The 26,054-nt window shown below is 71.1% G+C and carries 25 protein-coding genes, 1 tRNA gene and 1 pseudogene; 17 read left to right on the top strand and 10 right to left on the bottom strand.

Annotation, left to right across the window (positions count from 1 at the left end):
• Window positions 1-17 precede the first annotated feature (17 nt).
• Window positions 18-632, top strand: coding sequence for a M48 metallopeptidase family protein (locus HF526_RS07265; RefSeq protein WP_239028411.1), 615 nt, complete (start codon window positions 18-20; stop codon window positions 630-632).
• Window positions 633-651: 19 nt separating this feature from the next.
• Here the strand turns inward: HF526_RS07265 and HF526_RS07260 are convergent, their stop codons facing one another.
• On the bottom strand, window positions 652-2,139 hold the full coding sequence (locus HF526_RS07260) for a zinc-dependent metalloprotease (RefSeq protein WP_169380497.1): 1,488 nt from the start codon (window positions 2,137-2,139) through the stop codon (window positions 652-654).
• A 49-nt stretch (window positions 2,140-2,188) separates the two neighbouring features.
• Between HF526_RS07260 and HF526_RS07255 the strand changes: the two genes are divergently transcribed.
• From HF526_RS07255 to HF526_RS07245, 3 genes are all read left to right on the top strand, one after another.
• Entirely contained in the window at window positions 2,189-3,208 is a 1,020-nt protein-coding gene (locus tag HF526_RS07255; protein ID WP_169380496.1) for a PDZ domain-containing protein, read from the top strand.
• Between the two features lie 223 nt (window positions 3,209-3,431).
• On the top strand, window positions 3,432-6,350 hold the full coding sequence (locus tag HF526_RS07250) for a UPF0182 family protein (protein WP_169380576.1): 2,919 nt from the start codon (window positions 3,432-3,434) through the stop codon (window positions 6,348-6,350).
• Window positions 6,351-6,629: 279 nt separating this feature from the next.
• Window positions 6,630-6,706 (top strand) — tRNA-Met (locus tag HF526_RS07245).
• 79 nt (window positions 6,707-6,785) lie between these two features.
• Here the strand turns inward: HF526_RS07245 and HF526_RS07240 are convergent.
• Both HF526_RS07240 and HF526_RS07235 read right to left on the bottom strand, forming a co-directional pair.
• Entirely contained in the window at window positions 6,786-7,346 is a 561-nt protein-coding gene (locus HF526_RS07240) for an FAD-dependent oxidoreductase (RefSeq protein WP_169380495.1), read from the bottom strand.
• Window positions 7,347-7,349: 3 nt separating this feature from the next.
• On the bottom strand, window positions 7,350-8,324 hold the full coding sequence (locus tag HF526_RS07235) for a tetratricopeptide repeat protein (protein WP_169380494.1): 975 nt from the start codon (window positions 8,322-8,324) through the stop codon (window positions 7,350-7,352).
• 350 nt (window positions 8,325-8,674) lie between these two features.
• Here HF526_RS07235 and HF526_RS07230 point away from each other — a divergent pair, with 350 nt between their 5' ends.
• Window positions 8,675-9,268, top strand: a complete 594-nt coding sequence (locus HF526_RS07230; protein WP_169380493.1) for an antibiotic biosynthesis monooxygenase — start codon at window positions 8,675-8,677, stop codon at window positions 9,266-9,268.
• Here the strand turns inward: HF526_RS07230 and HF526_RS07225 are convergent.
• Window positions 9,262-9,699 carry a Fur family transcriptional regulator gene (locus HF526_RS07225; RefSeq protein WP_169380492.1) on the bottom strand — a complete coding sequence of 146 codons (438 nt, stop codon included), beginning with the start codon at window positions 9,697-9,699 and terminating at the stop codon, window positions 9,262-9,264. The two genes, HF526_RS07230 and HF526_RS07225, sit on opposite strands and share 7 nt — an antisense overlap.
• A 134-nt stretch (window positions 9,700-9,833) precedes the next feature.
• Between HF526_RS07225 and HF526_RS07220 the strand changes: the two genes are divergently transcribed.
• From HF526_RS07220 to HF526_RS07210, 3 genes are all read left to right on the top strand, one after another.
• On the top strand, window positions 9,834-10,475 hold the full coding sequence (locus HF526_RS07220; RefSeq protein ID WP_169380491.1) for a Dps family protein: 642 nt from the start codon (window positions 9,834-9,836) through the stop codon (window positions 10,473-10,475).
• A 212-nt stretch (window positions 10,476-10,687) separates the two neighbouring features.
• Window positions 10,688-11,026 (top strand): Rieske (2Fe-2S) protein, encoded by a 339-nt coding sequence (locus tag HF526_RS07215; RefSeq protein ID WP_169380490.1) that lies wholly within the window; start codon window positions 10,688-10,690, stop codon window positions 11,024-11,026.
• Window positions 11,027-11,193: 167 nt separating this feature from the next.
• On the top strand, window positions 11,194-12,213 hold the full coding sequence (locus HF526_RS07210; protein ID WP_169380489.1) for an amidohydrolase family protein: 1,020 nt from the start codon (window positions 11,194-11,196) through the stop codon (window positions 12,211-12,213).
• A gap of 66 nt (window positions 12,214-12,279) precedes the next feature.
• Here the strand turns inward: HF526_RS07210 and HF526_RS07205 are convergent, their stop codons facing one another.
• The gene (locus HF526_RS07205) at window positions 12,280-13,428 is read right to left on the bottom strand and encodes a glutathione-independent formaldehyde dehydrogenase (RefSeq protein WP_169380488.1); all 1,149 of its coding nucleotides are present in this window, start codon (window positions 13,426-13,428) and stop codon (window positions 12,280-12,282) included.
• A 107-nt stretch (window positions 13,429-13,535) separates the two neighbouring features.
• On the opposite strand from HF526_RS07205, the pseudogene HF526_RS37305 reads away from it, so the two are divergent.
• From HF526_RS37305 to HF526_RS07195, 3 genes and pseudogenes are all read left to right on the top strand, one after another.
• A pseudogene (locus HF526_RS37305) lies at window positions 13,536-14,426 on the top strand (FAD-dependent oxidoreductase); the annotation flags it as partial.
• A 602-nt stretch (window positions 14,427-15,028) separates the two neighbouring features.
• On the top strand, window positions 15,029-15,316 hold the full coding sequence (locus HF526_RS34510) for a hypothetical protein (protein ID WP_211176905.1): 288 nt from the start codon (window positions 15,029-15,031) through the stop codon (window positions 15,314-15,316).
• A 109-nt stretch (window positions 15,317-15,425) separates the two neighbouring features.
• Window positions 15,426-15,668 carry an RNA-binding S4 domain-containing protein gene (locus HF526_RS07195; protein WP_169380487.1) on the top strand — a complete coding sequence of 81 codons (243 nt, stop codon included), beginning with the start codon at window positions 15,426-15,428 and terminating at the stop codon, window positions 15,666-15,668.
• Between the two features lie 123 nt (window positions 15,669-15,791).
• Here the strand turns inward: HF526_RS07195 and HF526_RS07190 are convergent, their stop codons facing one another.
• Window positions 15,792-17,834, bottom strand: coding sequence for an acyltransferase family protein (locus HF526_RS07190; RefSeq protein WP_169380486.1), 2,043 nt, complete (start codon window positions 17,832-17,834; stop codon window positions 15,792-15,794).
• Window positions 17,835-18,167: 333 nt separating this feature from the next.
• Here HF526_RS07190 and HF526_RS07185 point away from each other — a divergent pair, with 333 nt between their 5' ends.
• Entirely contained in the window at window positions 18,168-19,070 is a 903-nt protein-coding gene (locus tag HF526_RS07185; protein WP_169380485.1) for a hypothetical protein, read from the top strand.
• Between the two features lie 47 nt (window positions 19,071-19,117).
• Here the strand turns inward: HF526_RS07185 and HF526_RS36830 are convergent, their stop codons facing one another.
• The gene (locus HF526_RS36830; protein ID WP_169380484.1) at window positions 19,118-19,936 is read right to left on the bottom strand and encodes a transglycosylase SLT domain-containing protein; all 819 of its coding nucleotides are present in this window, start codon (window positions 19,934-19,936) and stop codon (window positions 19,118-19,120) included.
• 312 nt (window positions 19,937-20,248) lie between these two features.
• Window positions 20,249-20,827 carry an SDR family oxidoreductase gene (locus tag HF526_RS07175; protein ID WP_169380483.1) on the bottom strand — a complete coding sequence of 193 codons (579 nt, stop codon included), beginning with the start codon at window positions 20,825-20,827 and terminating at the stop codon, window positions 20,249-20,251.
• A gap of 56 nt (window positions 20,828-20,883) precedes the next feature.
• On the opposite strand from HF526_RS07175, the gene soxR reads away from it, so the two are divergent.
• The 3 genes from soxR to HF526_RS07160 all read left to right on the top strand — a co-directional run bounded on the left by soxR (window position 20,884) and on the right by HF526_RS07160 (window position 22,899).
• A complete protein-coding gene (gene soxR / locus HF526_RS07170; RefSeq protein WP_169380482.1) occupies window positions 20,884-21,354 on the top strand; it encodes a redox-sensitive transcriptional activator SoxR in 471 nt (156 codons plus the stop codon).
• A 338-nt stretch (window positions 21,355-21,692) separates the two neighbouring features.
• A complete protein-coding gene (locus tag HF526_RS07165; RefSeq protein WP_169380481.1) occupies window positions 21,693-22,013 on the top strand; it encodes an NIPSNAP family protein in 321 nt (106 codons plus the stop codon).
• A 133-nt stretch (window positions 22,014-22,146) separates the two neighbouring features.
• Window positions 22,147-22,899: a tyrosine-protein phosphatase gene (locus HF526_RS07160; protein ID WP_338051343.1), complete on the top strand. Its 753-nt coding sequence runs from the start codon at window positions 22,147-22,149 to the stop codon at window positions 22,897-22,899.
• Window positions 22,900-22,919: 20 nt separating this feature from the next.
• On the opposite strand, the gene HF526_RS07155 is transcribed toward HF526_RS07160, so the two are convergent.
• Together HF526_RS07155 and HF526_RS07150 are read right to left on the bottom strand one after the other, a co-directional pair.
• Window positions 22,920-23,312: a hypothetical protein gene (locus tag HF526_RS07155; protein WP_169380480.1), complete on the bottom strand. Its 393-nt coding sequence runs from the start codon at window positions 23,310-23,312 to the stop codon at window positions 22,920-22,922.
• A 10-nt stretch (window positions 23,313-23,322) separates the two neighbouring features.
• Window positions 23,323-23,565 (bottom strand): ribbon-helix-helix domain-containing protein, encoded by a 243-nt coding sequence (locus HF526_RS07150; protein WP_169380479.1) that lies wholly within the window; start codon window positions 23,563-23,565, stop codon window positions 23,323-23,325.
• A 146-nt stretch (window positions 23,566-23,711) separates the two neighbouring features.
• Here HF526_RS07150 and HF526_RS07145 point away from each other — a divergent pair, with 146 nt between their 5' ends.
• Both HF526_RS07145 and HF526_RS07140 read left to right on the top strand, forming a co-directional pair.
• A complete protein-coding gene (locus HF526_RS07145; RefSeq protein WP_169380478.1) occupies window positions 23,712-24,881 on the top strand; it encodes an acyl-CoA dehydrogenase family protein in 1,170 nt (389 codons plus the stop codon).
• A 12-nt stretch (window positions 24,882-24,893) separates the two neighbouring features.
• Window positions 24,894-25,931, top strand: coding sequence for an acyl-CoA dehydrogenase family protein (locus HF526_RS07140; RefSeq protein WP_169380477.1), 1,038 nt, complete (start codon window positions 24,894-24,896; stop codon window positions 25,929-25,931).
• Window positions 25,932-26,054 lie beyond the last annotated feature (123 nt).

Below are 26,054 nucleotides of genomic sequence, written 5' to 3'. Positions count from 1 at the left end.
GGGCTTACCCTGGAGCTATGGCGAGTCCCGCGGTCGTCGAGGTCAGGAGGAGCGACCGGCGACGCCGGATGGTCAGTGCCCGGCGCGAGGGTGACACGGTCATCGTGTTCATCCCGGGGTGGATGAGCGAATCAGAGGAATGCCGGTGGGTGGACGAGATGGTCCGCCGTCTCGAACGCAGCGAGGCCCGGCGGCGGTCACCGGCACGGACCGGCAACGAGGCCTTGCAGCGCCGCAGCCTGGAACTGGCCCGGCGCTATCTCGACGGCGAGGCGGAGCCGACGACGGTGCGCTGGGTGGCGCCGATGCGGACCCGGTGGGCCTCCTGCACCCCCGCGGACGGCACGATCCGGGTCAGCGAGCGGCTGCGCGACGCCCCGGGCTGGGTGGTCGACTACGTGCTGGTGCACGAGCTGGCGCATCTGCTCGCCCCCGGCCACGACGACTACTTCTGGTCGCTGGTGCGGCGCTACCCGCGCACCGAGCGGGCCATGGGGTACCTGGAAGGGCTCTCCGCGGCCGCCGGGCTCGGCCTGGTCGGCACGGACGGCGACGCGCCCGACCGCGCCCTCGGTGACGGCGAGGACGTCGAGGACGTCGAGGACGTGGAGCAGGCCGCGGCGGGCGGCTGAGCCCCCCGCGGCCCCGGCGTCAGACCCTCGGGCTCTCCGGGCCGGAATCGCCCTCCGGCTCGTCGCCCTCATCCTTCGTGTCGTTCTGCTCGGTCTTCGACGACGTCGCGTTGTCCATCGCCTCGTCGGCCCGCAGCTGCCGCTCGAGCTCGGCGATCGGGTCGGTCGAGTCGCTGTGGCTGACGAACGTGGCCGGGTCGTCGAGGTCGTCGGCGGACGGGATGAGGTCGGGGTGCGCCCAGATGGCGTCCCGGCCGGGGATCCCGCGCTCCTCGCCCAACAGCCGCCAGAGCTCCGCGGCGGCCCGCAGCTTCCGCGGCCGCAGCTCCAGCCCGACGATCGTCGCGAAGGTCTGCTCGGCCGGGCCGCCGGAGGCGCGGCGGCGGCGGAGGGTCTCACGCAGCGCGTCCGCGCCGGGCAGCCGGTCGCCGATCGCGTCGGCCACGACGGCGTCGACCCAGCCCTCGATCAGCGCGAGCAGCGTCTCGAGGCGGGCCAGCGCGGCCTTCTGCTCGGGCGTGGTCTGCGGCTCGAACATCCCAGACTGCATGGCCTCCTCGATGGAGGCCGGGTTGGACGGGTCGATCTGACGGGCCAGCTCCTCGATCCGCGAGGTGTCGACGCGGATGCCCCGTGCGTACTCCTCGACGGTGCCGAGCAGCCGCTCGCGCAGCCAGCCGACGTGTGCGAACAACCGCTGGTGGGCGGCCTCGCGGGCGGCCAGGAAGATCAGTACCTCGCTGGCCGGGCGGTCCAGGCCCGCGGTGAACTTCTCGATGGCCTCGGGCAGCAGCGCCGCGGTGCGGTCCGGCCCGACCGGGATGCCCACGTCGGTGGAGGTCAGGACCTCCGCGGCGAGCTCGGCCAGCCCGTTGCCGAGCTGGCTGCCGAAGGCCAGCCCGCCCATCTGGCCGAGCATGGCCATCATCGGGCCGGCAGCCGCGCGGGCCTCCTCGGGCAGGCCCTCGATCCACGCGCCGGACACCCGCTGCGCGACCGGGTCGCACAGCCGCTTCCAGGTCGGCATGCTGGCCTTGACCCAGTCGGTCGCCGACCAGGCGACCGTCTCGGTCGCGCCGGCGGGGAAGTCGGTGGCGGGATCGAGCCACAGCTCGGCGAGCTTGACGGCGTCGGCGACCGCGGTGCGCTGGGCGGCGGTCAGTGAGGACGTCGTCTGGGCCAGGCGCTGGTTGGCCAGCTGGGCGGCCAGGTCGTAGTTGACCGGGCCGCTGCCGGATGCGGTGCCGGCGTGGCTGAGCATCTGCCCGAGCTGGGTGAGCATCTGGCCGAGCTGGCTGACGTCGAAGCCGCCCGGCCCCCCCGGCATGCCGGGCAGGCCGCCGGGGAAGCCGGGGATACCCCCGGGCGGCATGCCGGGCAGGTTCCCGAACCCGAAGGGATCCTGCGGTCCCTGGGCCCCGCCCGATCCGCCCGATCCCTGGGGGCGGTCGGAGTCGCGGTCCTTGTCGCGGTCAGCGGGTCCGAACCCGAACGGGGTGTCGCTCATACGACCACCGTACGCGGGCCCGGGGGCCGGCAGCGTAGGTTCCTGCTCCGTGAGTCGCCGGACGTTGACACTGGTCGCCGCGGCGTTGCTCGCGGTGCTGCTCGGTGTGCTGGGTGTGACGCTGCCGGTTCCGCTGGTGGCGCTCGGGCCCGGACCTACCTTCAACACCCTGGGCGCCGTGGACGGGACCCCGGTCGTCGCCGTCGACGGCCGTCAGGTCTATCCGACCACCGGCCAGCTGAACATGACGACGGTGTCGGTCTCGGACCGGCTCTCGGCGATCTCGGCGCTCGGGTTCTGGATCGCCGGTGACCACAGCGTCGTCCCCCGCGACAGTGTCTTCCCGCCCGACAAGTCCGATGCGCAGGTGCAGCAGGAGAACACCCAGCAGTTCACCGCTTCGGAGGTCAATGCCGAGGTCGCGGCGATGACCCTGCTGAACGTGCCGACCCGTTCGGTGGTCTCCGGCATCGTGCCGAACACCCCGGCGGCCGGTGTGCTGCAGCCTGGTGACGAGCTGGTGACGGTGGCCGGCAAGGCCGTCGACACCCCGGTATCGGTCTCCGACGCGCTCGCTGCGACGAAGCCCGGCCAGACGGTCTCGATCACCTACCGCCGCGGCGCGGAGCAGCGCGACGCACAGGTGGTGCTCGCGTCCAGCCCGGACCGGCCGCAGGGCCTGCTCGGGGTGCAGCCGGGGGTCGAACCGCGCCAGGGCGACATCACGATCAAGCTCGGCGACATCGGTGGGCCGTCGGCGGGCCTGATGTTCGCGCTCGCGGTGGTGGACAAGCTGACCCCGGACGACCTGACCGGGGGCCGGTTCGTGGCCGGTACCGGAGCGATCACCCAGCAGGGTGGCGTGCAGCCGATCGGCGGCATCCAGTTCAAGATGCGGGCGGCCCGTGACGCCGGGGCGACGGTGTTCCTGGTCCCGTCGGACAACTGCGCGGAGGCCGTGGCGAACGCGCCGTCCGGTCTGCAACTGGTTCGGGTGGCCGACCTCAAGGGAGCGGTGAGCGCTCTCGATTCGCTGCGCGCCGGCCGGCCCGCGCCCGCCTGTTCATAGGGCCGCCCGCCGGACCGGAGCGAATTCGCACGAACCGGCCGAATCGAACATTCGACCGCCGAGCGGGAACTCCACAGGGCATCCGTAGAGTTGGCACGGCAGGGCGCGCCGTAGGGCCGGCTGCCGCGACGACCTCGCACCGGTGCGGGGCCGCCGATGCAGCTCGGAACGACGCGGGTGTCCGGCAAGTGACCCCCCGACGTCAGGAGCGTGTCCAGTGGCCATGCGGCCCCCGGTGGGAGCCCCGACGCTGTCCCGCCGTACCCGGATCCTGCTCATCGCCGCAGGCGTCCTCGTGGTGCTGCTGCTCGGTGGCTCCCGAATGATCGACTTCTATGTGGACTGGCTGTGGTTCGGGGAGGTCGGCTTCCGTGACGTGTTCACCACGGTGCTGTTCACCCGCATCGTGCAGTTCGTGCTCGGCGGCCTACTGGTCGGCGGGCTCGTCGCGCTGACCCTCTGGATCGCCTACCGGTTCCGGCCGGTGTTCGTTCCGGTGACCGGCCCCGAGGACCCGATCGCCCGCTACCGCACCGTGATCATCCAGCGGCTGCGGCTGTTCGCCATCGGCATCCCGGTGGCGGTCGGCCTGGTCGCAGGGCTCGCGGCGCAGGGCGACTGGCAGACCGTGCAGATGTTCCTGCACAGCACGCCGTTCGGTATCTCCGATCCCGAGTTCGGCAACGACGTCAGCTTCTACGCCTTCCAGCTGCCGTTCTACCGGCTGCTGCTGAGCTGGTTCCTGGTGGCGGTCGCGGTCGCCTTCGCGGTCGCGCTGATCACCCACTACATCTTCGGCGGGATCCGTCTCACCGGCCGGTCCGGTCAGGTCTCGGCCGCGGCGCGTGCGCAGCTCGCCACCCTGGCCGGGGCGTTCGTGCTGCTCAAGGCGGTCGCCTACTACCTGGACCGTTTCGAGCTGCTGTTCTCCCAGCGCAACCGGAACTTCACCGGCGCCACCTACACGGACCTCAACGCCGTGATGCCGGCGAAGCTGATCCTGCTGTTCATCTCGCTGATCTGCGCCGCGGCGTTCTTCGCGGCGGTGTTCCGGCGCAACCTGCAGCTGCCCGCGATCGCGGTGGTGCTGCTGGTGCTGTCCAGCGTGCTGGTCGGTGCCGCGTGGCCCGCGGTGCTGCAGCAGTTCGTGGTGGCGCCCAACGCGAACGAGCGCGAGGCCCCGTCGATCGCGCGCAACATCGAGGCGACCCGGCAGGCGTTCGGGCTGACCGACGACAAGGTGACGATCGAGCCCTACAGCGGGACGTCGACGGCCACCCCGGCCGCCGTCCGCGCCGACACTTCGACGATCCCGAACATCCGGCTGCTCGACCCGAACAAGCTGGCCAAGACCTTCACCCAGCTCCAGCAGCGGCGGAACTTCTACGGGTTCCCGGAGAAGCTGGACATCGACCGCTACAAGGTCAACGGCCAGACCCAGGACTACGTGGTCGCCGCGCGCGAGCTCGACAGCAGCGCACTCGTCGGCAACCAGACCGACTGGATCAACCGGCACCTGGTCTACACGCACGGCAACGGCTTCGTCGCCGCGCCGGCGAACCAGGTGAACGCGGCGCTCGAGGACACCGGCGGTCAGGGCGGCTTGCCCAAGTTCACCGTCAGCGACACCACGACCCGCGGTGACATCCCGGTCGCCGAGCCGCGGATCTACTACGGCGAGCTGATCACGGACTACTCCATCGTCGGTGCCGACACGGGCGACGCACCGCGGGAGTACGACACGGACACCTCGCAGTACACCTACCAGGGTTCCGGTGGTGTCTCGATCGGGAACCTGTTCAACCGGTCGGTGTTCGCGCTGTACTACGGCGAGCGGAACATCCTGTTCAACAGCTCGATCAACGCCAACTCCAAGATCATGTATGTTCGGGACCCGCGGCAGCGCGTCGAGAAGGCGGCGCCGTGGCTCACCGTCGACGGCGACCCGTACCCGGCAGTGATCAACGGCAGGATCGAGTGGATCGTCGACGGGTACACGACGCTGAAGAACTACCCGTACGCGGAGAAGGTCCCGCTCGGTGAGGCCACCCGGGACAGCCTGCAGGGCGTGCAGCGGCTGCCGAACACCGACGTCAGCTACCTGCGCAACTCGGTGAAGGCCACGGTCGACGCCTACAACGGCACCGTCACGCTCTACGCCTTCGACGAGAAGGACCCGGTACTGCAGACCTGGATGAAGACCTTCCCCGGCGTGGTGAAGCCGGCTTCGGACATCAGCCCGGAGCTGCGCGCCCACTTCCGCTACCCGGAGGACCAGTTCAAGGTCCAACGTGAGCTGCTGACCCGGTACCACGTGAGCGACCCGGGTGAGTTCTTCTCCACGGTGTCCTTCTGGGACGTGCCGTCCGACCCGACGGTCCAGGGCAACACCGGCGCGGCCCAGGACGCGCAGCCGCCGTACTACCTGATGGCCGGACTCCCGGGTCAGCAGGGCGCGAGCTTCCAGCTCACGAGTGCGTTGGTCAGCCTCCGTCGGCAGTTCATGGCGGCCTACATGTCGGCCAGCTCCGATCCGGCGAACTACGGCCATATCACCGTGCTCCAGCTACCTGCCGAGACGCAAACCCTCGGCCCGCAACAGGTGCAGGCGCAGTTCCTCGGCTCGCCGAACGTCAGCCAGGAACTCAACCTGCTCCGGCAGAACCAGACCACGATCGACTACGGGAACCTGCTGACGCTTCCGGTGGCCGGTGGTCTGCTCTACGTCGAGCCGGTCTACATCGAACGGGCCGGACAGGATGCCTCCTATCCGCAGCTCGCGAGGGTGCTGGTCAGCTACGGCGGACGCGTCGGATACAGCGCGAACCTGTCGTCGGCGCTGGACCAGGTGTTCGGCGCCGGGGCCGGGGCGGCGGCGACCTCTCCGGGCCAGAGCCCATCTGCGGCACAGACGCCCGCTCAGGGCTCCGCGCCGGCACCGGCGGCCGGCAGTGGGGGCCAGGCGAGCCCGCAGGTCGCCGCAGCGGCGAACGACATCCAGTCGGCCCTGGCTCAGTTGAAGCAGGCCCAGCAGTCGGGTGACTTCGCTGCCCAGGGGCAGGCGCTGGCCGCACTGGACGCCGCGGTGAAGAAGTTCCAGGCGGCGCAGGCGGCTGCCTCGACGCCGACGCCGGGCGGCTGAACCGCACGTGACGACGCTCCGTGGGGGTCCGGTTCGCCGGGCCCCCACGGGCGTTTCCGGGGTTCCCGGGTAGCGGTGAGACCCCGTTGTGGTTGAGCTAGGTCACTTTTCCCGGCGCCATGCGCCGGCCCCGCCGGTCGTGGAGGACGGCTTCGGCGGCGTTATTGCAGGTCAGGGCCTATTCAGAGGTCGATCCGGACGTGCTGCGCTGGAAGGGACCCCCCGTGCAAGGGCCATTCCAGGGGGTGTACTGTTCCTCTTACAACAGCAAGACAGCAACGCGGGGTGGAGCAGCTCGGTAGCTCGCTGGGCTCATAACCCAGAGGTCGCAGGTTCGAATCCTGCCCCCGCTACCAGGTCAAACGGCCCTCAGGATCTCATCCTGAGGGCCGTTTGCATGTGGTTTGTGACCAGATCTGTGACCGGGGAAGCCGGCTACGGGTTGGCCAACGGGTCCAGCGCCTCCCGGATGAGCTTCGCGACGAGCTCTGCCGCCTCCCGGTCGGGAACGGGGACCGGGATCTCCCCACGACGAACTTGCTGGTGTCGAGGTGGAGGCGTCGGGCAAGCATGGTGCTCATGGTGATCTGCGTTGCCTGACCGGGATCCCCGTGGATCCGGCACGGTATGGCCATCCTCCAGCCGGGCGGAGCCGTACACCATCCGCACATCGACTGCGTGCAGCCGCTCCAGGGTGGTCTGCTGCACGACCGCGCTGACCGTGTGGGCCCGCACGCTCAGCGCCGGGTAGATCACCTCGGGTGGAGCGGCTGGTGAGATCCCAAGGACGCGCTCCTTCTCGAACGCGGTCAGATACAGCGCGGTCTCCCGGAACGTCTTCGTCGGTGCGCCGCCGCTCGTCACGACCGTCCCGCCGGCGGCGTCGCGCTCGGCCAACGCCACCGAGTACCCGAGACCTGCAGCCATCTGGGCCACGGATTCCCCGGCCGGCCCGGCCCCGACCACGACCACGACCAGACCGTAGGGACTGCTCACGACTCACCCACCCGACGCCGGAATCCGGTCCTCGCGGTATGCGCGAGCCGCCCGGCGCATACCGAGATTCCGCTTGGCCAGCCGGGGCCCGTCGTGCTCGTCGTCGCCCACGGTGAGCCAGAAGTCGGCCGCGTGGTCGGCGAAGGCCTCCGGGTGACGCAGCATCAACTCGTCGTAGCGTGCCGCCGCGGTGGCCCGCCATCGATCGGCCTCGTGGGCGTGCCCGGCATCGCGCAGGACGCCGGCCAGGCCGGCCGCGTAATCGGGGTCGTCGCTGGAGACCGCCAGGGGCCGCAGGCGGTCGATGGCGGTCTGGTGGGCACCCAGGGCGGCGTCGACCTCGGCGAGGTGGCCCGCCGCCGGGGCGTAGCCCGGCATCCGTCGGCAGGCAGCGTCGAACCAAGTACGGGCCGCGTGGAAGTTGCCCCGCCGGAGCCACATCAGGCCGCGGCGAAAGTCGAGCGAGGCCACCGGAAACGGCGACACGCCCCGGTAGTGCCGCCGTGCCTCGCGGAACAGGCGCTCCGCCGCTGCGACCTGCCCGCGTTCCGCCTGGAGCACGGCCAGTGCACCCAGCGTGGTGAAGTCGGGACGGCGCTGCGCGGCGTCGCGGTGCAGGACGAGGGCGTCGGCGTAACACCCGAGCGCCTGGAGGATCGCCGCCCGCTCCGCGTCCAGCGTGGCCCGGTCCGCACCGTGTCGCCCTGCGGCGTCGAGGTCGGCCAGTGCCTCGGGGAAGCGGTGGAAGGTCGCTCGCGACCTGGCCCGGGCCAGCAGGGCCCTGCCCTCGTCCGGCGCGTCGCGCGCCAGCCGCTCGGCCAGCTCGGCGGCCCGCTCGTAGTCGGCGATGCGGCCCAGGACATGCCCGCGCAGGCCGAGCAGGTCGATCAGAACGGCCTGTTCGGCCACCGCAGGCGATGCCGCTGCGGCAGCGAGGGCGTCGGCACGGAGCGTGGCGCTCGGCTCGACGTCCCACATCACCGCGCCCGTAACGGGAGCACCTCGACAAGCTCTCGCATCGGCAGCGGCGGCCCCCTCCGAGCGCGGTATCGCTGCGGAGGCGGGAGGCCGGCGCGGGCCCGCTGGTTGCAGTTGCCACGGATGAGACGGCCAGACGACGCTGACCTGGTCAGCGGGCGTTCCCCGCTACCAGGCCGTTTGCATGTGCCGGGTGGTGAGAACCTGGTAAGTCGGCCCGTCCGTCGCCTCGCGCGCCCCCACGCACATCCGGGCGGAACGGTCAAGGTCACCCCAGGATCAGATCCCACCGGTCCGCCTGAACCTGCCGGTTCGGCAGAACGGCCCCGGGCGGCGCGCACACTGAGGTGATGACGACGGTGAGCGGCCCGACGTCTGCTCGCGCACATCGCCTGGCCGACGACGAGCCGGTGACGGTGGTCTTCAGCTGGCGGGCCAAGCCGGGCAAGGAGGAGGAGTTCGCCAGGTGGGCGAAGGGCCTCGCGTCGGCGGCCGCCCACTTCCCCGGCAACCTCGGCGCGACGGTCATCCACGAGAAAGGCAGCCGCGACTTCCACATCATCGAACAGTTCGTCAACCGGCAGGCGCTGCAGCGTTGGCTCAACTCCGACGAGCGGGCGCGCCTGCACCAGATGGTCCGCGACATCGCCGACGCGCGCACCGCCGTGCAGCAGCGGACGGGCCTGGAGACGTGGTTCTACGTCCCCTCCCACGCCGAGGAGACGATCAAACCGCCGCCCCGGTGGAAGCAATGGCTCGTCTCGCTGATCGCGGTCTACCCGCTCGTGCTGTTGTTCCAGGCCTTCGTCGTGCCCCGGTTGGCGGGCTGGCCGCTCTGGGCGAGGGCGGCGATGTTCCCGCTGATCATCCTGACCCTGATGACGTACGTGGTGATGCCGATCGTCAGCCGGCTGCTGCGCCGGTGGCTCTACAGGGGCTACTGAGTACGACAGCCGGAGCAGACACCCCAGTAGAGGACCTCCACCTCCGCGATCTCGTAGCCGTGGTCGTCCTGCGCTTTCAGGCAGGGCGCCTCGCCCACGGCGCAGTCGACGTCGCTCACCGCGCCGCACGAGCGGCACACCAGGTGATGGTGGTTGTCGCCGGTCCGGGCCTCGTACTGGGTGGGGTGGCCCATCGGCTGGATCCGGTGGACCAGGCCGCGCCGGTCGAGGACGTGGAGCACGTCGTAGATCGCCTGTTGGGAGACGTGACCGAGACGCCGGCGGGCCCGGCCGGTGATCTCCTCGACGGTGAGGTGACCGCCGCTCTGCAGAATGTTCAGTACGGCCAGTCGCGGCGCGGTGACCCGGAGGCCGGCGGCCCGCAGCCGGGCGACGTGCTCATCTCTCAGGGACGGGCGGGACTCGGTCATCCCAGCACCTCGGCGGTCGTGTCTGTTGACGGAACACGGTACTTCGTACCCTAGACGCGCCCAAGCCTCCGGATTACTCAGTCCCTGGGGTCTTCCCAGAGGACGCAGTGATCCCACCACGATGGAGGAATGTCATGGGCCGCGTAGCGCGAGAAATGGTGGAGAAGGCCGGCCTGGACGTCAACACGCTGATCGAAAAGCTGGTGGCGGCGGCCGGGGCCGAGTTCACGACATTCTATTACTACACGATCTTGCGGGTGAACTCGATCGGGCTCGAGGGCGAGGGCATGAAGGAGATCATCGAGGACGCCCGTATCGAGGACCGTAACCACTTCGAAGCACTGGTGCCGCGGATCTACGAGCTCGGCGGCCGGCTGCCCGACGACATCCGGGTGTTCGCCGACCAGGCCGGCTGCCCGGACGCGTACCTGCCGGAGAGCCTGAACGGCGGGGCGGGCGAGCGGCGCGGCTCGGGGCAGGCCACGATGGGCAGCTACCCGGTCGTCGTGGGCGAACCGACCCGCGACCTGCTCACGGTGCTGGTGGAGGCCGAACGATGCGCGATCCGGACCTACACCGACATCTGCAACTACACGGCCGGCAAGGACCACCGCACCTACGAACTCGCCCTCGCCATCCTCAACGAGGAGGTCGAGCACGAGTCCTGGTTCTCCGAGTTCCTCGGTGAAGGCCCGTCCGGGCACTTCCGCCGTGGGGCGCCGGGGCGCTCGCCCTACGTCGGGCGGTTCATGACGGCGGACGTGGGCCGTGGTTGAGGCGGATGACTGCGCTCGCAGAGTGCGCGTGAGCTGGACACGGCTGCGCGCTACGAACCGGGACTGGACGGTGCGGCTGCAAGAGTCGTGAGGCGGCACGTGGTCGGCACTCGCGCTGGACGGACGCCGCGTCGCCGGCGTGGGGGCCGGGGCCTCCCGGGAGGAGGCCGTCGCCGTTCTCGCCACCCGGCTGCCGGACACGGGCGAGGAACATGCAGTGGCACAGGGCGGCCCCGAGCGCTGAGGTGGGGCGTGATCTGCGCCGGGTCGAGATCGCGGGCCGCGCGGTGCTCGTCGGCCGGACCGCCGACGGCGACCCGATCGCGACGGATCCGATCTGCCCGCACCAGAACCGGCCGATGGACGGCGCCGCCGTGTACGGCGACGAGATCGACTGCCCGCATCACCACTACACCTACGACGCGCACACCGGGGAGAACCGGTACCCGAAGCGGGTGTTCCCCCGGGCGCGGGCCGCGGCCGTGCAACCGATCCGGGTCTTTCCGGCGCGCGAGGACGCCGGGTGGGTGTGGGTGGGGCTGGTGGACTGAACCTCGGTATGCCGTCGGGTCCGCTCAGCCTGCCGGGGTCCGCCCGGCCGGTGCGCGGACTTTCACGGCGCCCGGAGGCATCCGAATGGCCGAACGGCCCTATTCCGGGCGAGCGACCGCTCACACACTGGCCGGTCATCGATAGCGATCGAAGGGGGCTCGGGATCATGTACGAAAAGGATGGCGAGAAGTATTTCATCGTTGACTCGCATATGCACTACTGGGACGCCAGCCGGGAGAACTGGGTACCGGGGAAGGAAAAGTTCGCCAAGGGTTGGATCGACTGTTTCTACGGCTACCACCAGCTCGGCCCGCCCGACGCCCAGTGGGACTACGAGAAGTACCTGAAGTACTCCGAGGGCGACCTGATGCGCGACGTCTTCGAGGACGGCCACGTCGACATCGCGATCACCCAGCCGACCTACCTCAAGGAGTGGTACGTCAACGGCTTCAACACCGCCGAGCGCAACAACACGCTGGCCGAGAAGTACCCGGGCAGGTTCATCACCAACGGCCGCTGGGACCCCCGGCACGGGCACGCCGGGCTGGACAAGCTGAAGGAGGACGCCGAGCGGTACGACCTCAAGGGCGTCAAGCTCTACACCGCGGAGTGGGAGGACGGCTCCCGCGGCTGGCAGCTCACCGACCGGGAGGCCTACAAGTACCTGGAGAAGTGCCAGGAACTGGGCATCAAGAACATCCACGTGCACAAGGGCCCGACGATCTGGCCGCTGGACAAGGACGGCTTCGAGGTCACCGACGTCGACCACGCCGCGACCGACTTCACCGACCTGAACTTCATCGTCGAGCACGTCGGCCTGCCGCGCATCGAGGACTTCTGCTTCATGGCGGTGCAGGAGCCCAACGTCTACGCGGGCCTGTCGGTGGTGATCGGCGGGCTGATGCACGCCCGGCCGAAGTTCTTCGCCAAGGTGATGGGCGAGCTGCTGTTCTGGGTCGGCGAGGACAAGATGACCTTCGGCAGCGACTACGGCATCTGGGAGCCGAAGTGGCAGGTCGAGGGCTTGGTCGACTGGCAGATGCCCGATGACGAGCAGTACGCCGACTACCCGCGGCTCACCACCGCCGGCAAGAAGAAGATCCTCGGGCTGAACGCGGCGAAGCTGTACGACATCGAGGTCCCGGCCGAACTCAGGCCGAAGGCCCCGATCGCGGCGCCGGCCTGATCGGCCGACGGCTCCGGCCCGCCCGGTGGGCAGGCCGGAGCCGTCGGAACGGCCGGATCAGGCGGATCAGGCGGTCATCTGCGGCTTGAGGACGACCTTGGTCCAGCCCTGCGCGCGGGCGTCGAAGTTCTTGTAACCCTCGGGTGCCTGCTCGAGCGGCAGTTCATGGGACACGATCCATGACGGCGTGCACTTGCCCTCGTGGATCAGGTCGCGCAGGTTGCGGTTGTACCGCTTGACCGGGCACTGGCCGGTGCCGATCGCCTGGCCCTTGAACCAGTGCATCCCGAAGTCGAAGGGGACCTTGCCCTGCTTGGCCAGATCGTTCGGGCCGCCCGGGTCCTGCGGGATGTACACACCCACGCAGCCGATGCGGCCGGTGAACTTCACCGAGGCGACCAGAGCGTTCAGCGTGGCCGAGTTGTCCTCGTGGCCCTCCACGTCGTGGGCCTGGTAGCCGACGCACTCACAGCCGCAGTCGGCGCCGATACCGCCGGTCTGGGCCTTGACCTGTTCGGCAGGGTCGCCCTTCGAGCGGTCGATCGGGATGGCGCCGATCTCCTCGGCCAGCTTCAGCCGGTCGGGGTGCCGGTCGACGACGAAGACCTTCGACGCGCTCTTCAGCGTCGCCGACAGGGCGGCCATCAGCCCGACCGGCCCACCCCCGTAGATCACGCAGGTCTCACCGGGCATCAGGCCTGCCATCTCCGTGGCGTGCCATCCGGTGGGGAAGATGTCGGAGCACATCACGTAGTCGTTCTGCTTCTCCCGGCCGTCCTCGGGCAGGCGCAGACAGTCGAAGTCGGCCCACGGCACGCGCAGGTACTCGGCCTGGCCACCCGGCCACGGGCCCATGTCGGCGAACCCGTAGGCGGCGCCGGCGATGCCCGGCGCATTGGCCCGTTCGCAGTAGTTGGTCAGGCCGTGCTCGCAGTTGGAACAGTGCCCGCAGCTGACGTTGAACGGCGCGGAGATCATGTCCCCGACCTTGACCTTCTCCACGGCGCTGCCGACCTCGACCACCTCGCCGAGGTTCTCGTGGCCGAAGATGTTGCCGGGTTCGAAGTCGGTGCGGCCCTCGTACATGTGCAGGTCGGAGCCACAGATGTTCGTGCTGGTGATGCGTACGATCGCGTCGGTCGGCTTCTCGATCTTGGGGTCGGGAACGTTGTCGACGCTCACATTTCGCGGCCCGTGGTACACCACTGCCTTCATGGCCTGCAGGTCCTTCCGGTTCGAGTTCCAAAGTGGACGCGCCCGCCCGCGCTCTGTCCCGCCGATTCGGATCGGGGAGCGCCGGCTGGTTCACGCCGAGCCGACATATGCCGGACGAGTCATGCTTTCGATTCGGGGCCCCGGCCGCGTCGCCCTGCCGGACCGAAGCCGGGCGCGCGAAACCGTCCTCGCATGAGGTGTCGGGCGCGGGTCCTCGCCTGAACGCTGACGCCTCCCGGTTGCGCCACGTCGCGCCGGCTGCAGCCGCCCGGTCGGCGTGGACCCACGGTCGGGCAGGGGACCGCAGCATCGTTCGGGACCGTTTCCACACGGCCGATGCCGGGCGGCCGGACGGCCGCTTTCCCGCGCATCACCTCGGCACGAAGCTGGATGTGCGGCGGCGGGAGTCAGGGGCAGGAGGCCGGTGTCCCGGCTGCTCGATCTCGACGTCGCGTCCGCTGTCCGCCGGATCGCCCTGGGAACGGAGGATCGAGGTGTATGACGTCATCGTGGTCGGTGCCCGAGGCGCGGGCGCCTCCACCGCGATGCTGCTCTCCCGTCGTGGACACCGGGTACTGCTGCTCGACCGGAACACGTTCCCGTCGGACCTCACGCCGTCCACCCACCTGCTCCGGCAGCCGGGCGTGGCCGCGCTCGCGTCGTGGGGGCTGCTCGACGACCTGATCGCCACCCGGTGCCCGCCGGTGACCACCGGGTGCCTCGACTGCGGCCCGTTCGCCCTGACCGGCAACTTCCCGGCCGTCGACGGTGTGTGCGAGGCGTACCCGCCGCGGCATATCAGCCTCGATCAGATCCTCGTGGATGCGGCGGTCGCGACCGGTGCCGAGTTCCGGGACGCCTCCACGGTCGAGGGATTCGAGTTCGACGACGGCACGGTGACCGAAGTGCCGTGCCGGAGCGGGGACGGCACGCTGTCGATCGAGGGCGCCCACCTGGTGGTCGGTGCGGACGGGATGAACTCGACGATCGCACGATCGGTCCAGGCGCCCGAATACCGGGCCGGGCCTGCCCTGCAGGGCACCTACTTCACCTACTGGAGCGGGGTGCCGATCAAGGGGGTCCGGCTCAACCCGCGGGAACACCGCGCCGTCGGCGACCGGCTGACCGAGGACGGCCTTGCCCTGGTCGGTGCCAGCTGGGCGGCCGCGGACGTCCCGGACGTCCGCGGCGACGCAACGACGCAGTGCTGCCGATGTAGGAGTTCACCTGCTCGCCGGCGTCCCTTGAGCCGCCCACACCGCAGGTGGCCGAGCTGTTCGGATCGCTCGTCGGCGACCGGCAGCGGACCGCGTGCTTCCTCGGGGTGTTCGCCGGCTCGGTCCCGCTCGCCGAGTTCTTCCCGGCACCCGTATGACTCCGGCACGGAACAGCACCGTGCCGGTGGGGGAGGGGGTGCCGCCCCGGCCTGCCCGGAAGATCAGCCGGCCGGGGCGGCTGCACCGGTTCGCACACCACGGGCCTCCACGGCCGCTTCGCGGCGTCCGGGCCCGGTGCGCCCGCGACGTTCACCGCCCTGCTGTCGAAGGCGCGGGCCGTCCTCGCGCCCGCCGAGATCCGCGGCGGGAGCAGCCTGCAACTGGTGCTGCCGCCCGGTTCGATCATCGACGCCGCGGTGGCCGACGCCGCGCTGCACCGCGCCGAGGCGGCAACCGCCCTGCACGACCGGCGCCGGGCCTGGACGCAGGCGCTGAGCGCGCTGTTCGTCACCCAGCGCCGGTTCCTGTCCGACTTCGACGATCCGTGGGTCGAGCAGCGTTGCGAGGAACTGGCGTACGGGCACCGCCGGGCGCTGGCCTGCTACGCCGAGGCATGCCTGCAGCTGGGGCCACCGAGCTGGCCGGTGCCGATCGCAGCGCCCGCGCGCTGATCGCGCAGGACCCGCTGTCGGAGACCGGGAACTGCCTGCTCATGCGCGCACTGGCCCGGCGCGGTGACCGCGGCGCCGCGTCGCGGGCGGGACCGGACATGATGGACCCATGTCGAAGGCCCCGATCCAGGACGTCGAGATCGCCGAGGAGCCGATCCGCCTCGGTCAGTTCCTCAAGCTGGCCGGGATCGCCGAGGACGGCGGGCATGCCCGGGAGCTGCTGGAGGCCGAGCAGGTGCTGCTCAACGGCCGGTTGGAGACCCGCCGCGGGGCACAGCTGCGGGCCGGCGACGTGGTCGCGGTGGGTGAGCGGCGGGCCCGCCCGGTCGCGCCGCGTGACCCCGGCGCCTGAACCCGCAGTGCAAACCCGCCGAACGCTGCACTACGGCACCCGCCCGGTCACGCCGACTGCCACATCGCAGAATTCGGCGCCGGATGGTGGCGGCTCTGGCAGCCCGGCCGGTCCGAGACGGGCTCACCAGCCCAGCGCGGCGTTCAGCTCCTGCTCCACGAACGGCGCCATCGACGTCAGGTAGGTCGCCGTCAGGTGGTTGAAGTCCATGTACACCAGCACGTTGCCGATCTCGGCGGGACAGAACCGGTCGTCGCACAGGTAGTCGGTGAAGTCGAGGAACGAGACGTTCGGTGGCACATCCGGGATCTGCGCGTACGGCGCCACCGGCGAGAAGACGGCGTCGCGCGCGATTCCGCACTCGGGGGCACCGCGGCCGTGCTGCTGGATGCAGTCGGGCGGGGAGAAGTCGAAGCGCGGGTTGTCCCGGACCGCGATCACCCGGATGCCCAGGTCGTTCATCCGCCGCCACTGTTCGACGAACCCGGGCGGGGTCTGCTCGGTCAGCCCGGCTCGCACGTCACGGGTGGCGAGGGTGAACACCGCATCAGGCCGTAGGTCGGCGATCTCGTCGGCCGCCGCGGCGTTCCACTGCACACAGCCCTCGTTGACGGGGTCGGTCTCGGAGACGGTGGAGAACGGGCAGGCCCCGCGGAGCATGGAGATCAGCTGCCAGTTCCGCTTGGCGGCGATCGGTTCGAGCGCGGCGATGTACTGCTGGGCGTGTGAGTCGCCGACGACGACGATCCGCCGCTCCGGCGGCGCCGGCATGGCCTGCGAGCAGACCTCCAGCTCCGTGTCGTGAGCGGACGCGGCGCAGTCCCAGGCGCCGGCCTTCTGAGCCCAGTCCTCGGTCACGGTGACCATCGGGGGCACCAGGGGCGCGTCCGTCCTGCCCGCATAGCTGAAGCCGTCGAGGCGGGCGACTGCACCGGGATGATCGGCGTCGCCCGCGGCCGACAGGTCGTGGGCCCGCTGCCCCGCAGCGAACTGCCAGATCCCGGCGGCCAGCAGCACGACGGCCATCGACAGCGCGCCCAGCCGGTACTGCGCGCGGATCCCGAACGACGCCCGCCGCACCGGCTCCTCGACGAGGTGGTAGGTGAGCACGGCGAGGACCAGCGAGATGGCGATGATCACCGCCCCGGCACCGGGGCCGACCGTCGCCTGCCCACTGACGACGAGGAAGAACAGCAGCACCGGCCAGTGCCACAGGTACAGCGCGTAGCTGACGTCGCCGAGGTGATGCATCGAGCGGCTGCTCAGGACCCGGTCCACCCCGTGCGCGCTGCCGGTCGCGCCGGCCAGGATGACCAGCCCGGCGCACACGGTCGGCCACAGCGCGGCGTAGCCGGGGAAGATGCGGCCGACCTGCAGCACCATCCCGCAGGACAGCAGCCCGATCACGCCGATCCAGCCGATCGCGATCCGCACCCGGCGGGCCAGCACGATCGCGTTGATGACCAGCGCGAGTAGTCCGCCGAGCGCGAACTCCCAGGCCCGGGTGAGCGAGTGGAAGTAGGCCAGCGGCTGGTTGGTGATCGTCAGGGCGACCGAGAAGGACAGCGAGGCGACGAGGACGCCGATCAGCGTCACGGTGAGGTATCCGCGCAGCCGGTCGCGCGCCTCCCGGGCGACCAGCGCGACGAGCGCCACCAGCAGCGGCCACACGACGTAGAACTGCACCTGGATCGACAACGACCAGAAGTGCTGGACCACACTGGCGGTGTTGTGCTGGGCGGCGTAGTCGACCGACGCCGCGGCCAGCCGCCAGTTCTCCAGGAAGAAGACCGAGGCGACGACCTCACGCACGGTCTGCAACCAGCGCGCCTCGGGAAGCAGGAACATGCCGGCGATCACGGTCGCGAGCAGCACCGTCAGTGCCGCTGGGAACAGCCGGGTGATCTGACGGCCCCACATCGCGCGGAACCTGATCGGGCCCCGCTCGGCCGCGCGGACGAGCTGCCCGGTGATCAGGAAGCCCGAGATGAGGAAGAAGACGTCGACGCCACCGGAGATCCGGTCGAACCAGACGTGGTAGATCACCACGAGCGTCACGGCGAGCGCGCGCAGCCCCTGCAGTTCGGGCCGGAACCGGCGTTCGCCGGTGCCTGCGTGCAACGCCGTGGCGGGGGAGCCGGATGCCGTCGGTGGAACCTGCGTCATCCGGTGTCGGTCCTCCGCTGCATGGTCGGCACGGCGTGCGGGGCTCCGCCGGGACCCCGCCCCATGATGACATCGGCCGGTCACTGACCGTTCGCCCAGGTGCCCCGCTCGGTGACCGTCCGTTGCCAGTATGCGAGATGACCTGCCCATTTCCGGACGAAGCAGGCGGGTGGCCGCGATATTCGGCGGACTGGGCCGAAGGACTGAAAACGGACAGGTCGCCGGAGTGAAGGAAACGTTCGTCGCCGATCAGCCGAGGTTCACCCCACAGATCACCCGCTCCTCCGGCGACGACACGGGCGTACCGCGTGGGGCCGACGAGAGGTGCCCGACGTGCTCCTGCTGCTGTGGTCGCTGGTCGGGCCGCGCCGAGCACCGCAGAACCCTGGCGGGGCCCGGTGGTACGGCCGGTACTTCCGGCGGCCGCCGGACCCGCGCATCCGCGCGAATTACCAGGTGATCGGTGGGATCTCCGACCTGCTGCTGCTGTTCGCGCTCATCGCCATGGTGCAGGTGGCGCCGACCGCGGCCCTCGTGCTGGCCGGGCTGGGTGCCATCGCCGGAGGGCTGGCCGTGGCGAGGCGCGCAGGCTACGAACGCCACGTCGGTGACGTGTCGCCGCGGCCGTCGGACGAGGAGATGGACGCCGCGCTCGCCGGGCACCTCATCGAGATCCAACGGCGCGCGTTGACCGCGCTGGGCCTCGCCGGCGACGACATCGTGCCGGCCGGGACGTTCTGGGATCCGGTCGGGGTACTGCAGGGGATGAACTGGCTCAGCCGCCGGGACAACAGCCCGCTGATCGTCTACTCGCCGGTGGTGACGACGCGATCCGCGATCGGGTTGGACGGCATCTGGCGGTTCACCGCGTACGAGGTCACGGTGCTGTGCCCGACGCGCTGTCACCTGGCGGTGTTCCACTGCCGGCAGGATGTGCTCACCGGCAAGCGCAGCGACGAGCACACCCACGAGTTCTTCTACCGGGACCTGGTCTCGGTCCAGACGGCCGCGGTCCCCGGCCCGGACCTCGTCACCGATCCGGTCGACCACCGGCCGTGGGGCTGGCTTCCGTTGTCCAAGCCCGGTCGCCGCGAACTGCAGTTCGCCGTGCCGAGTTCGGACCGGACCGTGGTCGCCGTCGGGGTCACCGGCCCCACGAGCGGCGCCGAGATCCGGGCTTCCGGCATCGACGCCGCGACCGAGGCCGTGCGCACTCTGCTGCGGGCGACGACGTGACGCAGCGGGGTGGCTTCGGGGATCTGGTCCCCGGGTGACCCGTCGGCTCAGTAGCCGATGTAGCTGCCCGCGCCGTTGCTGCGCCCACCCGCCTTCACGGTGGCGATGCCGTAGTTGGCGATCATGTACCGGACCCCGGCCGTGATGTTGGCGACCGGGTCGGTGATCGGCCGACCGGCCAGGCTCGGGGCCACGTACGCCCGGAACGTCGACGGGATCACCTGCATGAGCCCCTGCGACGGGGTCCCACGCTGCGCGTTGGCGTCCCAGTTGTTGATGGCCCGCGGGTTGCCGCCGGACTCAGCCATGATGATCTTCTTGACGCCCGGGGCCAGCGACTGCGGCAGGTCCATGATGTTCAGCGCCTCGGCGATCCAGCCGTCGATCCCGCCGGTCGCGATCACAGCGTTCAGGCGGTCCTGCGCGGCCTGCTCCTGTGCGGCCTGCGCGTGCATCGCGGCGATCTGGTCGGCCAGCTTGCCGGCCTTGTCGAGCGACGCGAGGCTGGGGTCCTGCCCGGCCGGGGGGTCGTTCGTCGTGTTGTCGGCGCCGGTGATGAACGCGACCGGGGTGAGGTACCCGCCGCTCGCGGCGTGCGCGCCGCCCTGGCTCGGGGCGAGCGTCGTGGCGTTGGCGGCCAGCGCGGCCGGGCCGATGCCCTCCGCGGCGTCGGCCGTGGTCGAGGTGCCGTCCAACGGGGTGGGTACGACGACGGCGAACGCACCGGTGGCGACGACACCTACCGCGGCGCCGACCGCCGCGGTCGTGTTGGCGACGGTACGACGCGGTGACGCACCGGCGATTGCCGGTGTGCGGGCAGCATGGTGCCGGGGTGCGGTCCGGTTCGGGGCCGGGACCGCCGGCACACGTCTGCCGCTGGGGGAGCGGTGACCTGCCAAGACCTGTCCTTCCGCGTTCGGGCGATCCGCGGGCGGGCAACCGGTCGGGGGTCCGGTGAACCGGCTGGGGAGTCCGGCTCGATGCTCGCTCGTGATCGGATCGTGACGACTGCGGAGCGAGATTACGGAAGGTCAACGGGCGCTCACAAGTGGCGTCCATGCATGTCGGCGCTGCCTGGGGGCCGCTCACCTCGTAGATGAGATTGTTACTGAACCGCCGAGCTGTCGACGAACGGTCACCCTGGGCGACCGGTGGTCATCCGCGCAGGATGACGCCGGTCAGCGGCGTAGCAGCAGGCAGGAGTCGCCGAACTCGTGCCGGAGGTAGTGCCGCGCGAGCGCCGCCGCGTAGGCCTGCTCGACCGCGAGCACCGCCGCGAACTGGTCCAGCGCCGCCTTGCCGGAGTCGTATCCACCCCTGCCCGGGTAGGCCTCGACGGCTGCGTCGGAACTGATGGTCACGACGGTGGGTGCGCTCGCCGCCCCGAGCAACGGCAACGCGAGCCGGGTGAGGGCGATCGGTGCGAACAGCGTGGTCTCGAACACCGCCCGCAGTGCGTCGAGGGGTGGTCGGCCGGTGTGGGCAGTGGACTCGGGCCCAGCTCGCCGGCGTTGTGCACGAGCAGGACGAGTCCGCCGGTGCGGGCGGCGGCAGCGACCACTTCGGCCCGGTGGGCGGGTCGGGACGTCCCGGGGGACGGCCACGACGAGCTCGGAGCGGTGCAGGCCGGCGGTGGCGGCGTGCAGCCGGGCTGCGTCGCAGGCGTCGACGACAACGGTCCAGCCGTGCGCGGTCAGGCCGGCGGTGAGAGCGAGACCGAAGCCCCGAGCTGCTCCGGTGCCGATTGCCGTACTCATCTGCCTACCATGTGAGCTGAAGTCAGCTTCAGGTCACGGGGGCGCGGGGATTCCGGGTGGACGCGAAAGATCTGCTGAGCATCGGGGAGGTCGTCGAGCGCAGCGGCTTCCCGCACTCGGCGTTGCGCTACTACGAGCGCGCGGGACTGGTGCAGGCCGCCCGGACCCCGGGCGGGCAGCGGCGTTACGAGCGCGGCGTACTGCGCCGGCTGGCCTTCATCCGGGCGGCCCGGGCCATCGGCGTGGGGCTGGACGACGTGCGCGAGGCGCTCGACCGGCTGCCCGGGAGCCGCACCCCGACCAAGGCCGACTGGACCCGGCTCTCCCGCGCCTGGCGCGGCCGGCTCGACGAGCAGATCGAGGCGCTGGTCGCCCTGCGCGACGGGCTGGACTCCTGCATCGGCTGCGGCTGCCTGTCGCTGGCCCGATGCCGGCTGTGGAACCCCGACGACCGGGTCGCCGCGCACGGCGGCGGCGCGAGGCTGCTGCCGCCGGCGCTGCGGCGCACTCCGGCGCAGGGCGTCTGAGCCAGCGCTCCGAAGCGACGAACGACGCCTCCGGTGGGTGGCCGGAAGCGCCGTTCGCCGCTGGTGGTCCAGGGCTTCCCCGGTCCCCGGACCGCCCGGTGACCAGGCCCCAGGAGGACCGGGCCGGTCGCCGGCAGCGTGATCGCATTACGCCGAACGGGCGTAGTGGCGCCGTTAATGTACATCGTATGGGGTAATCACTGACGGTGACTGCCCACAATGGCGGGGCCGGCCACGGCTGAGCGCCGTCGTCATGCGGCTACGTGTCCGATCATGAACCATCGGGTGGCCCGAGGAGCGACTTACGATCCGGCGGGTTCGCACAGGAGGGATCGAGGATGATCTACGAGATTCGCGAGTACACGACGGTTCCGGGTCGGATGCCGGCGCTGGTCACGCGGTTCAAGGACCACACGCTCGGGCTGTTCGAGAAGCACGGCATGGAGTGCGTGTTCATCTCCCTGACCGAGCTCGGCGACAACGGCAACAACGAGCTCGTCTACATGATGAAGTTCGATTCCTACCAGGAGATGGCCGACAAGTGGGCGGGGTTCATGGCCGACCCGGAGTGGGTCAAGGTCAAGACCGCCAGCGAGGCGGACGGCCCGATCGTCGCGAAGCTGTCCCGGCGGGTGCTCAACCCGGGTCCCTTCGCCTGACCCGGCGAGCGCCGGGACGTGCCGGTCGGGGTGGTGCCGGTGGCCCGGCCCGGGAGACGGGCCGGGCGACCGGCGGGCGGGAGCCCGGTCGGGGCGGACGCACCGGACGGCGGCGTGCGGATACGGTGCCGGGGTGGCCGACGCCGTGACAGGACAGGGGATCCACAACCGCTGGCTCGCGCTGGAGGGCCTGGACAACGTCCGTGACGTCGGCGGGCTCCCCCTCGCCGGCGGCGGTACGACCCGGGCCGGGATGCTGCTGCGCAGCGCCTCGCTGCACTACGCGACGCCCGGCGACGTCGCACACCTCGTCGAGGTGTACGGGCTCAGCCTGGTGCTCGACCTGCGGACCGCCCGCGAGATCGACCGGGACGGTCCGACGGCGATCACGCGGGCGGGCGTCGAGACGGTGGCGTTGACGTTCCTCCCCGAGGAGGGCCGGACGCTACCGGAGACCGGCGACGACAGCGATCCGCTGCTGCGTCACTACCTCGGCTACCTGGCCGACCGGCCGGACAACGTCGTCGAGGCCGTCCGCAGGCTCGCCGCGCCGGGGACCGGTCCGGCCCTGGTGCACTGCGCCGCGGGCAAGGATCGCACCGGTGTGCTCGTCGCCCTCGTGCTCGACACGGTGGGTGTGCACCGGGAGGCCGTGATCGCCGACTACGCGCTGTCGGCGGAACAGGTCGAGGCGATGTTCCGGCGGTGGACCACTGCGGCCGGCACCGAGATGCCCGATGACCTCACCCCGCACCTGCCCCGGGCCGAGGTCATCGCGACCGTGCTGGCCACCCTGGATCAGCGCCACGGCGGCGCGGCCGGCTGGCTACGCGACAACGGACTCGACGACGCGTCGATCGACCGCCTCCGCGACCGCCTCGCCTGAGGCTGCTCCCCGGCGTGCGGTCAGGGGAGTTCTTCGATGGCGACGGCGTGGTCGATCTTGCGCAGCGCGCCGGGCTCGCCGGTGACGGCCGGCCAGCCGCGCCGCCGGGCCGACGACGCGACCTGGCCGGCGGCGATGTCGTCCTGCCCGCAGGCGGCGAGCAGCAACCCGGACTCCTGCGCGACGGCCGGGCTCAGCTCGTCGATGACGGTGTTGGGCAGGTCGAGCAGCACCTGCAGGGCCGCGTGGTGTTCCGGGGACAGCAGTGCCCAGGCCCGGCCCAGCGCTGCGCTCGGGATGGCCAGCACCAGGTTCTCCTCGACCGCGGCCCACACCAGGGCACGCACGTACACCGGCCGTCCGGTCGCGAAGGCGGCCAGGGCCGTGGCATCGAGCACCCGCCCGCCGATCACGACGGTCCCATCAGACGGCGGCCACGGGTGGAACCAGGCGCAGCGAGCGCCGCGCCGCGTCCAGTTCGTCCGGTGGCGGCGGACCGCCGTAGAGATCCGCCAGAGTGGCCAATGACCGGTCCCTGGACTGCCGGTTGGCGACCGCCTCGGCCACGTAGGCCGACAGGCTGGCCGCACATCCTCGCCGCACCGCGTCCCGCGCCTCGGCCACCAGTTCGGCCGGCAGGCTCACGGTCACCCGCTCGCTGCGCATACTCGCAGGCTACTCGGTGCATACCGGTGGCCCGGGGACAGGCTCGCCGTAGGCCCTTCGAGGGACGCCCGCCCGCGGGTTACTCGCGGGTATGCCATGGTGGGCCCAGCGCCCGGGTGTGGCGACCAGCGTGCGAGGAGGCCCTGATGGAGCTGACCTACACCGAGGCCGAGGAGGAGTTCCGCCGCGAGCTCCGCTCCTGGCTGTCGGCGAACATCCCCGAGGAATGGACCCGGCCGGGATTCTGGGAGTCCCTCGACGACGCCGAGAGCTTCCGGTTGCGCCGGGACTGGGAGCGGGACAAGGCACTGGCCGGGTTCGCCGGCATCCAGTGGCCGACCGAGTACGGCGGCCGCGGCGGCACGCCCGGCATGAAGGCGATCTACGACGAGGAGACCGTCCGGGCGCACGCGCCGCGCACGGTCAACCCGCTCGGCCTGACCTTTCTCGCGCCCACCGTGATGGCCATCGGCACGGACGCGCAGAAGAAGGAGATCATCGGCCCGATGCTGCGCAACGAGGTGATCTGGTGCCAGGGCTTCTCCGAGCCCGGCGCCGGCTCCGACCTCGCGGCGCTGAGCACCAAGGGCGTCCGCGACGGTGACGATTTCGTGGTCAACGGCCAGAAGGTCTGGACCACCAACGCCGTGCACGGCGACAAGATCTTCACGCTGGTGCGCACCGAGCCGGGCAGCGCCAAGCACCGCGGCATCTCGATGCTGCTCATCGACATGCACCAGCCCGGCGTCGACGCCCGCCCGCTCAAGCAGATGAGCGGGGCCAGCGAGTTCGGCGAGGTGTTCTTCGACGACGCGCGGGTGCCGGCGACGGAGTGCCTCGGTGAGATCGGCGACGGCTGGCGCACCGCGATGCTGCTGCTGTCCTTCGAGCGCGGGGCGTCCGGCATCGCGCAATACACCGAATTCCGCCGCCAGTACGACCAGATCGTCCAGGTGGCCCGTGCGCGCGGCCGCGACCGCGACCCGGTGGTCCGCGGCAAGCTCGCCCGGGTGCTCACCGAGCTGGAGTGCCTGCGGCTGCACGCGATGCACGTGCTCACCCAGGTCGAGCGGGGCCGCGACCTCGGCTTCGAGGCCTCGATGACCAAGCTGCAGTGGTCCGAGGCGTTCCAGGACCTGTGGGAGGTCTTCGACGACATCCTCGGCGAGGACGCGACGCTGGACTCGGTCGACGGCATCGACCTGAAGGCGATGCACGCGCAGGCGATGTGGTCCCGGTCGGTGACCATCTGGGGCGGGTCCTCGCAGGTGCAGCGCAACATCACCGCCGAGCGCGTGCTCGGCCTGCCGCGATAGGAGGTCGGGCACATGTTCTTCGCACTCACCGACGACCAGCGCGAGTTCGACGCCGCCGTGCGCGGCTACCTCGCGGAGCGGTTCGATCTGGAGGCCGTGCGCGGGATCGTCGAGGACCCCGCCGGCAACGGTCACCCGGAGTCGCTCTGGAAGGCGGCGGCCGAGCAGGGCTGGCTGGCCGTGCTCGTGCCCGAGGAGCACGACGGCCTCGGACTCGGTCTCGTCGAGGCGCAGGTGATCTCCCGGGCGCTCGGTGCCGGGGTGGCGCCGGGGCCGTGGCGCGGCAGCGTGCTCGCGGCCGAGGCGATCCGGCTTGCCGGGTCCGACGAGCAGAAGGCGGCCTGGCTGCCGAGGCTGGCCGGCGGTGACGCCGTGGGCGCGCTGGCGCTGCGCGGCTCGGTGCCCGGGACGATCCCGGCGGTGGAGTACGCAGCGGTCGCCGACGTGGTCGTCGTCCGCTCCGGTGAGGGCCTCGCGCTCGTCGAGGCCGCGGCGTTCACCGCGACCCCGCAGGGTTCCTACGACGCGACGACGCGGCTCGCGGCGCTCTCCGTGGACGGCACCGGCGAGGCGCTGCCGGGCGCGACCGCCGAGGTGGTCGACCAGCTCACCGCCCGGGCGACCGTGCTCGTGGCCGCCGACCTGGTCGGCATCGCCCGCGAGGCGCTGTCCCGGACCGTGGCCTACGACCGCGAGCGCCAGCAGTTCGGTGTCCCCGTCGGTTCCTTCCAGGCCATCAAGCATGCGCTGGCCGACCTGCACGTCGGGGTGACCATGGCCGAGCACGCTGCGCTGTACGCGTCGCACGCCGTCGACGCCGCGCTGCCCGACGCCGCGCTCGCCGTCGCGGTGGCCAAGGCCAAGGCCGGTGACGTGGCCCTGCAGTCGACCGCCGCGATGATCCAGTACCACGGCGGCATCGGCTACACCTGGGAGCACGAGGCGCACTTCTACTACAAGCGCGCCAAGCGACTCGCGGGCCAGCTGGGCGACTCCGACGCCCAGCGCGAGCGGATCGCCGCACTGACGGTGGACACCGTTCCGGCCTGACCCCGTCCGTCCGGGCGCGGCCGCCGGCCGTGCCCGGACGGCGTCACGCAGGTCGGCCGAGCGCTGCGCTACGGCCGTCGGTGAGCCCGTCCGGCCGTCACATCGCAGAGTTCGGCGGGTCGG

Origin of the sequence: Pseudonocardia acidicola, from assembly GCF_012911935.1 — a bacterium.
GTDB classification, from domain to species: domain Bacteria; phylum Actinomycetota; class Actinomycetes; order Mycobacteriales; family Pseudonocardiaceae; genus Pseudonocardia; species Pseudonocardia acidicola.
The sequence above is the reverse complement of the archived record's forward strand: the minus strand, read 5'-3'. Positions and strand labels throughout refer to the sequence as shown.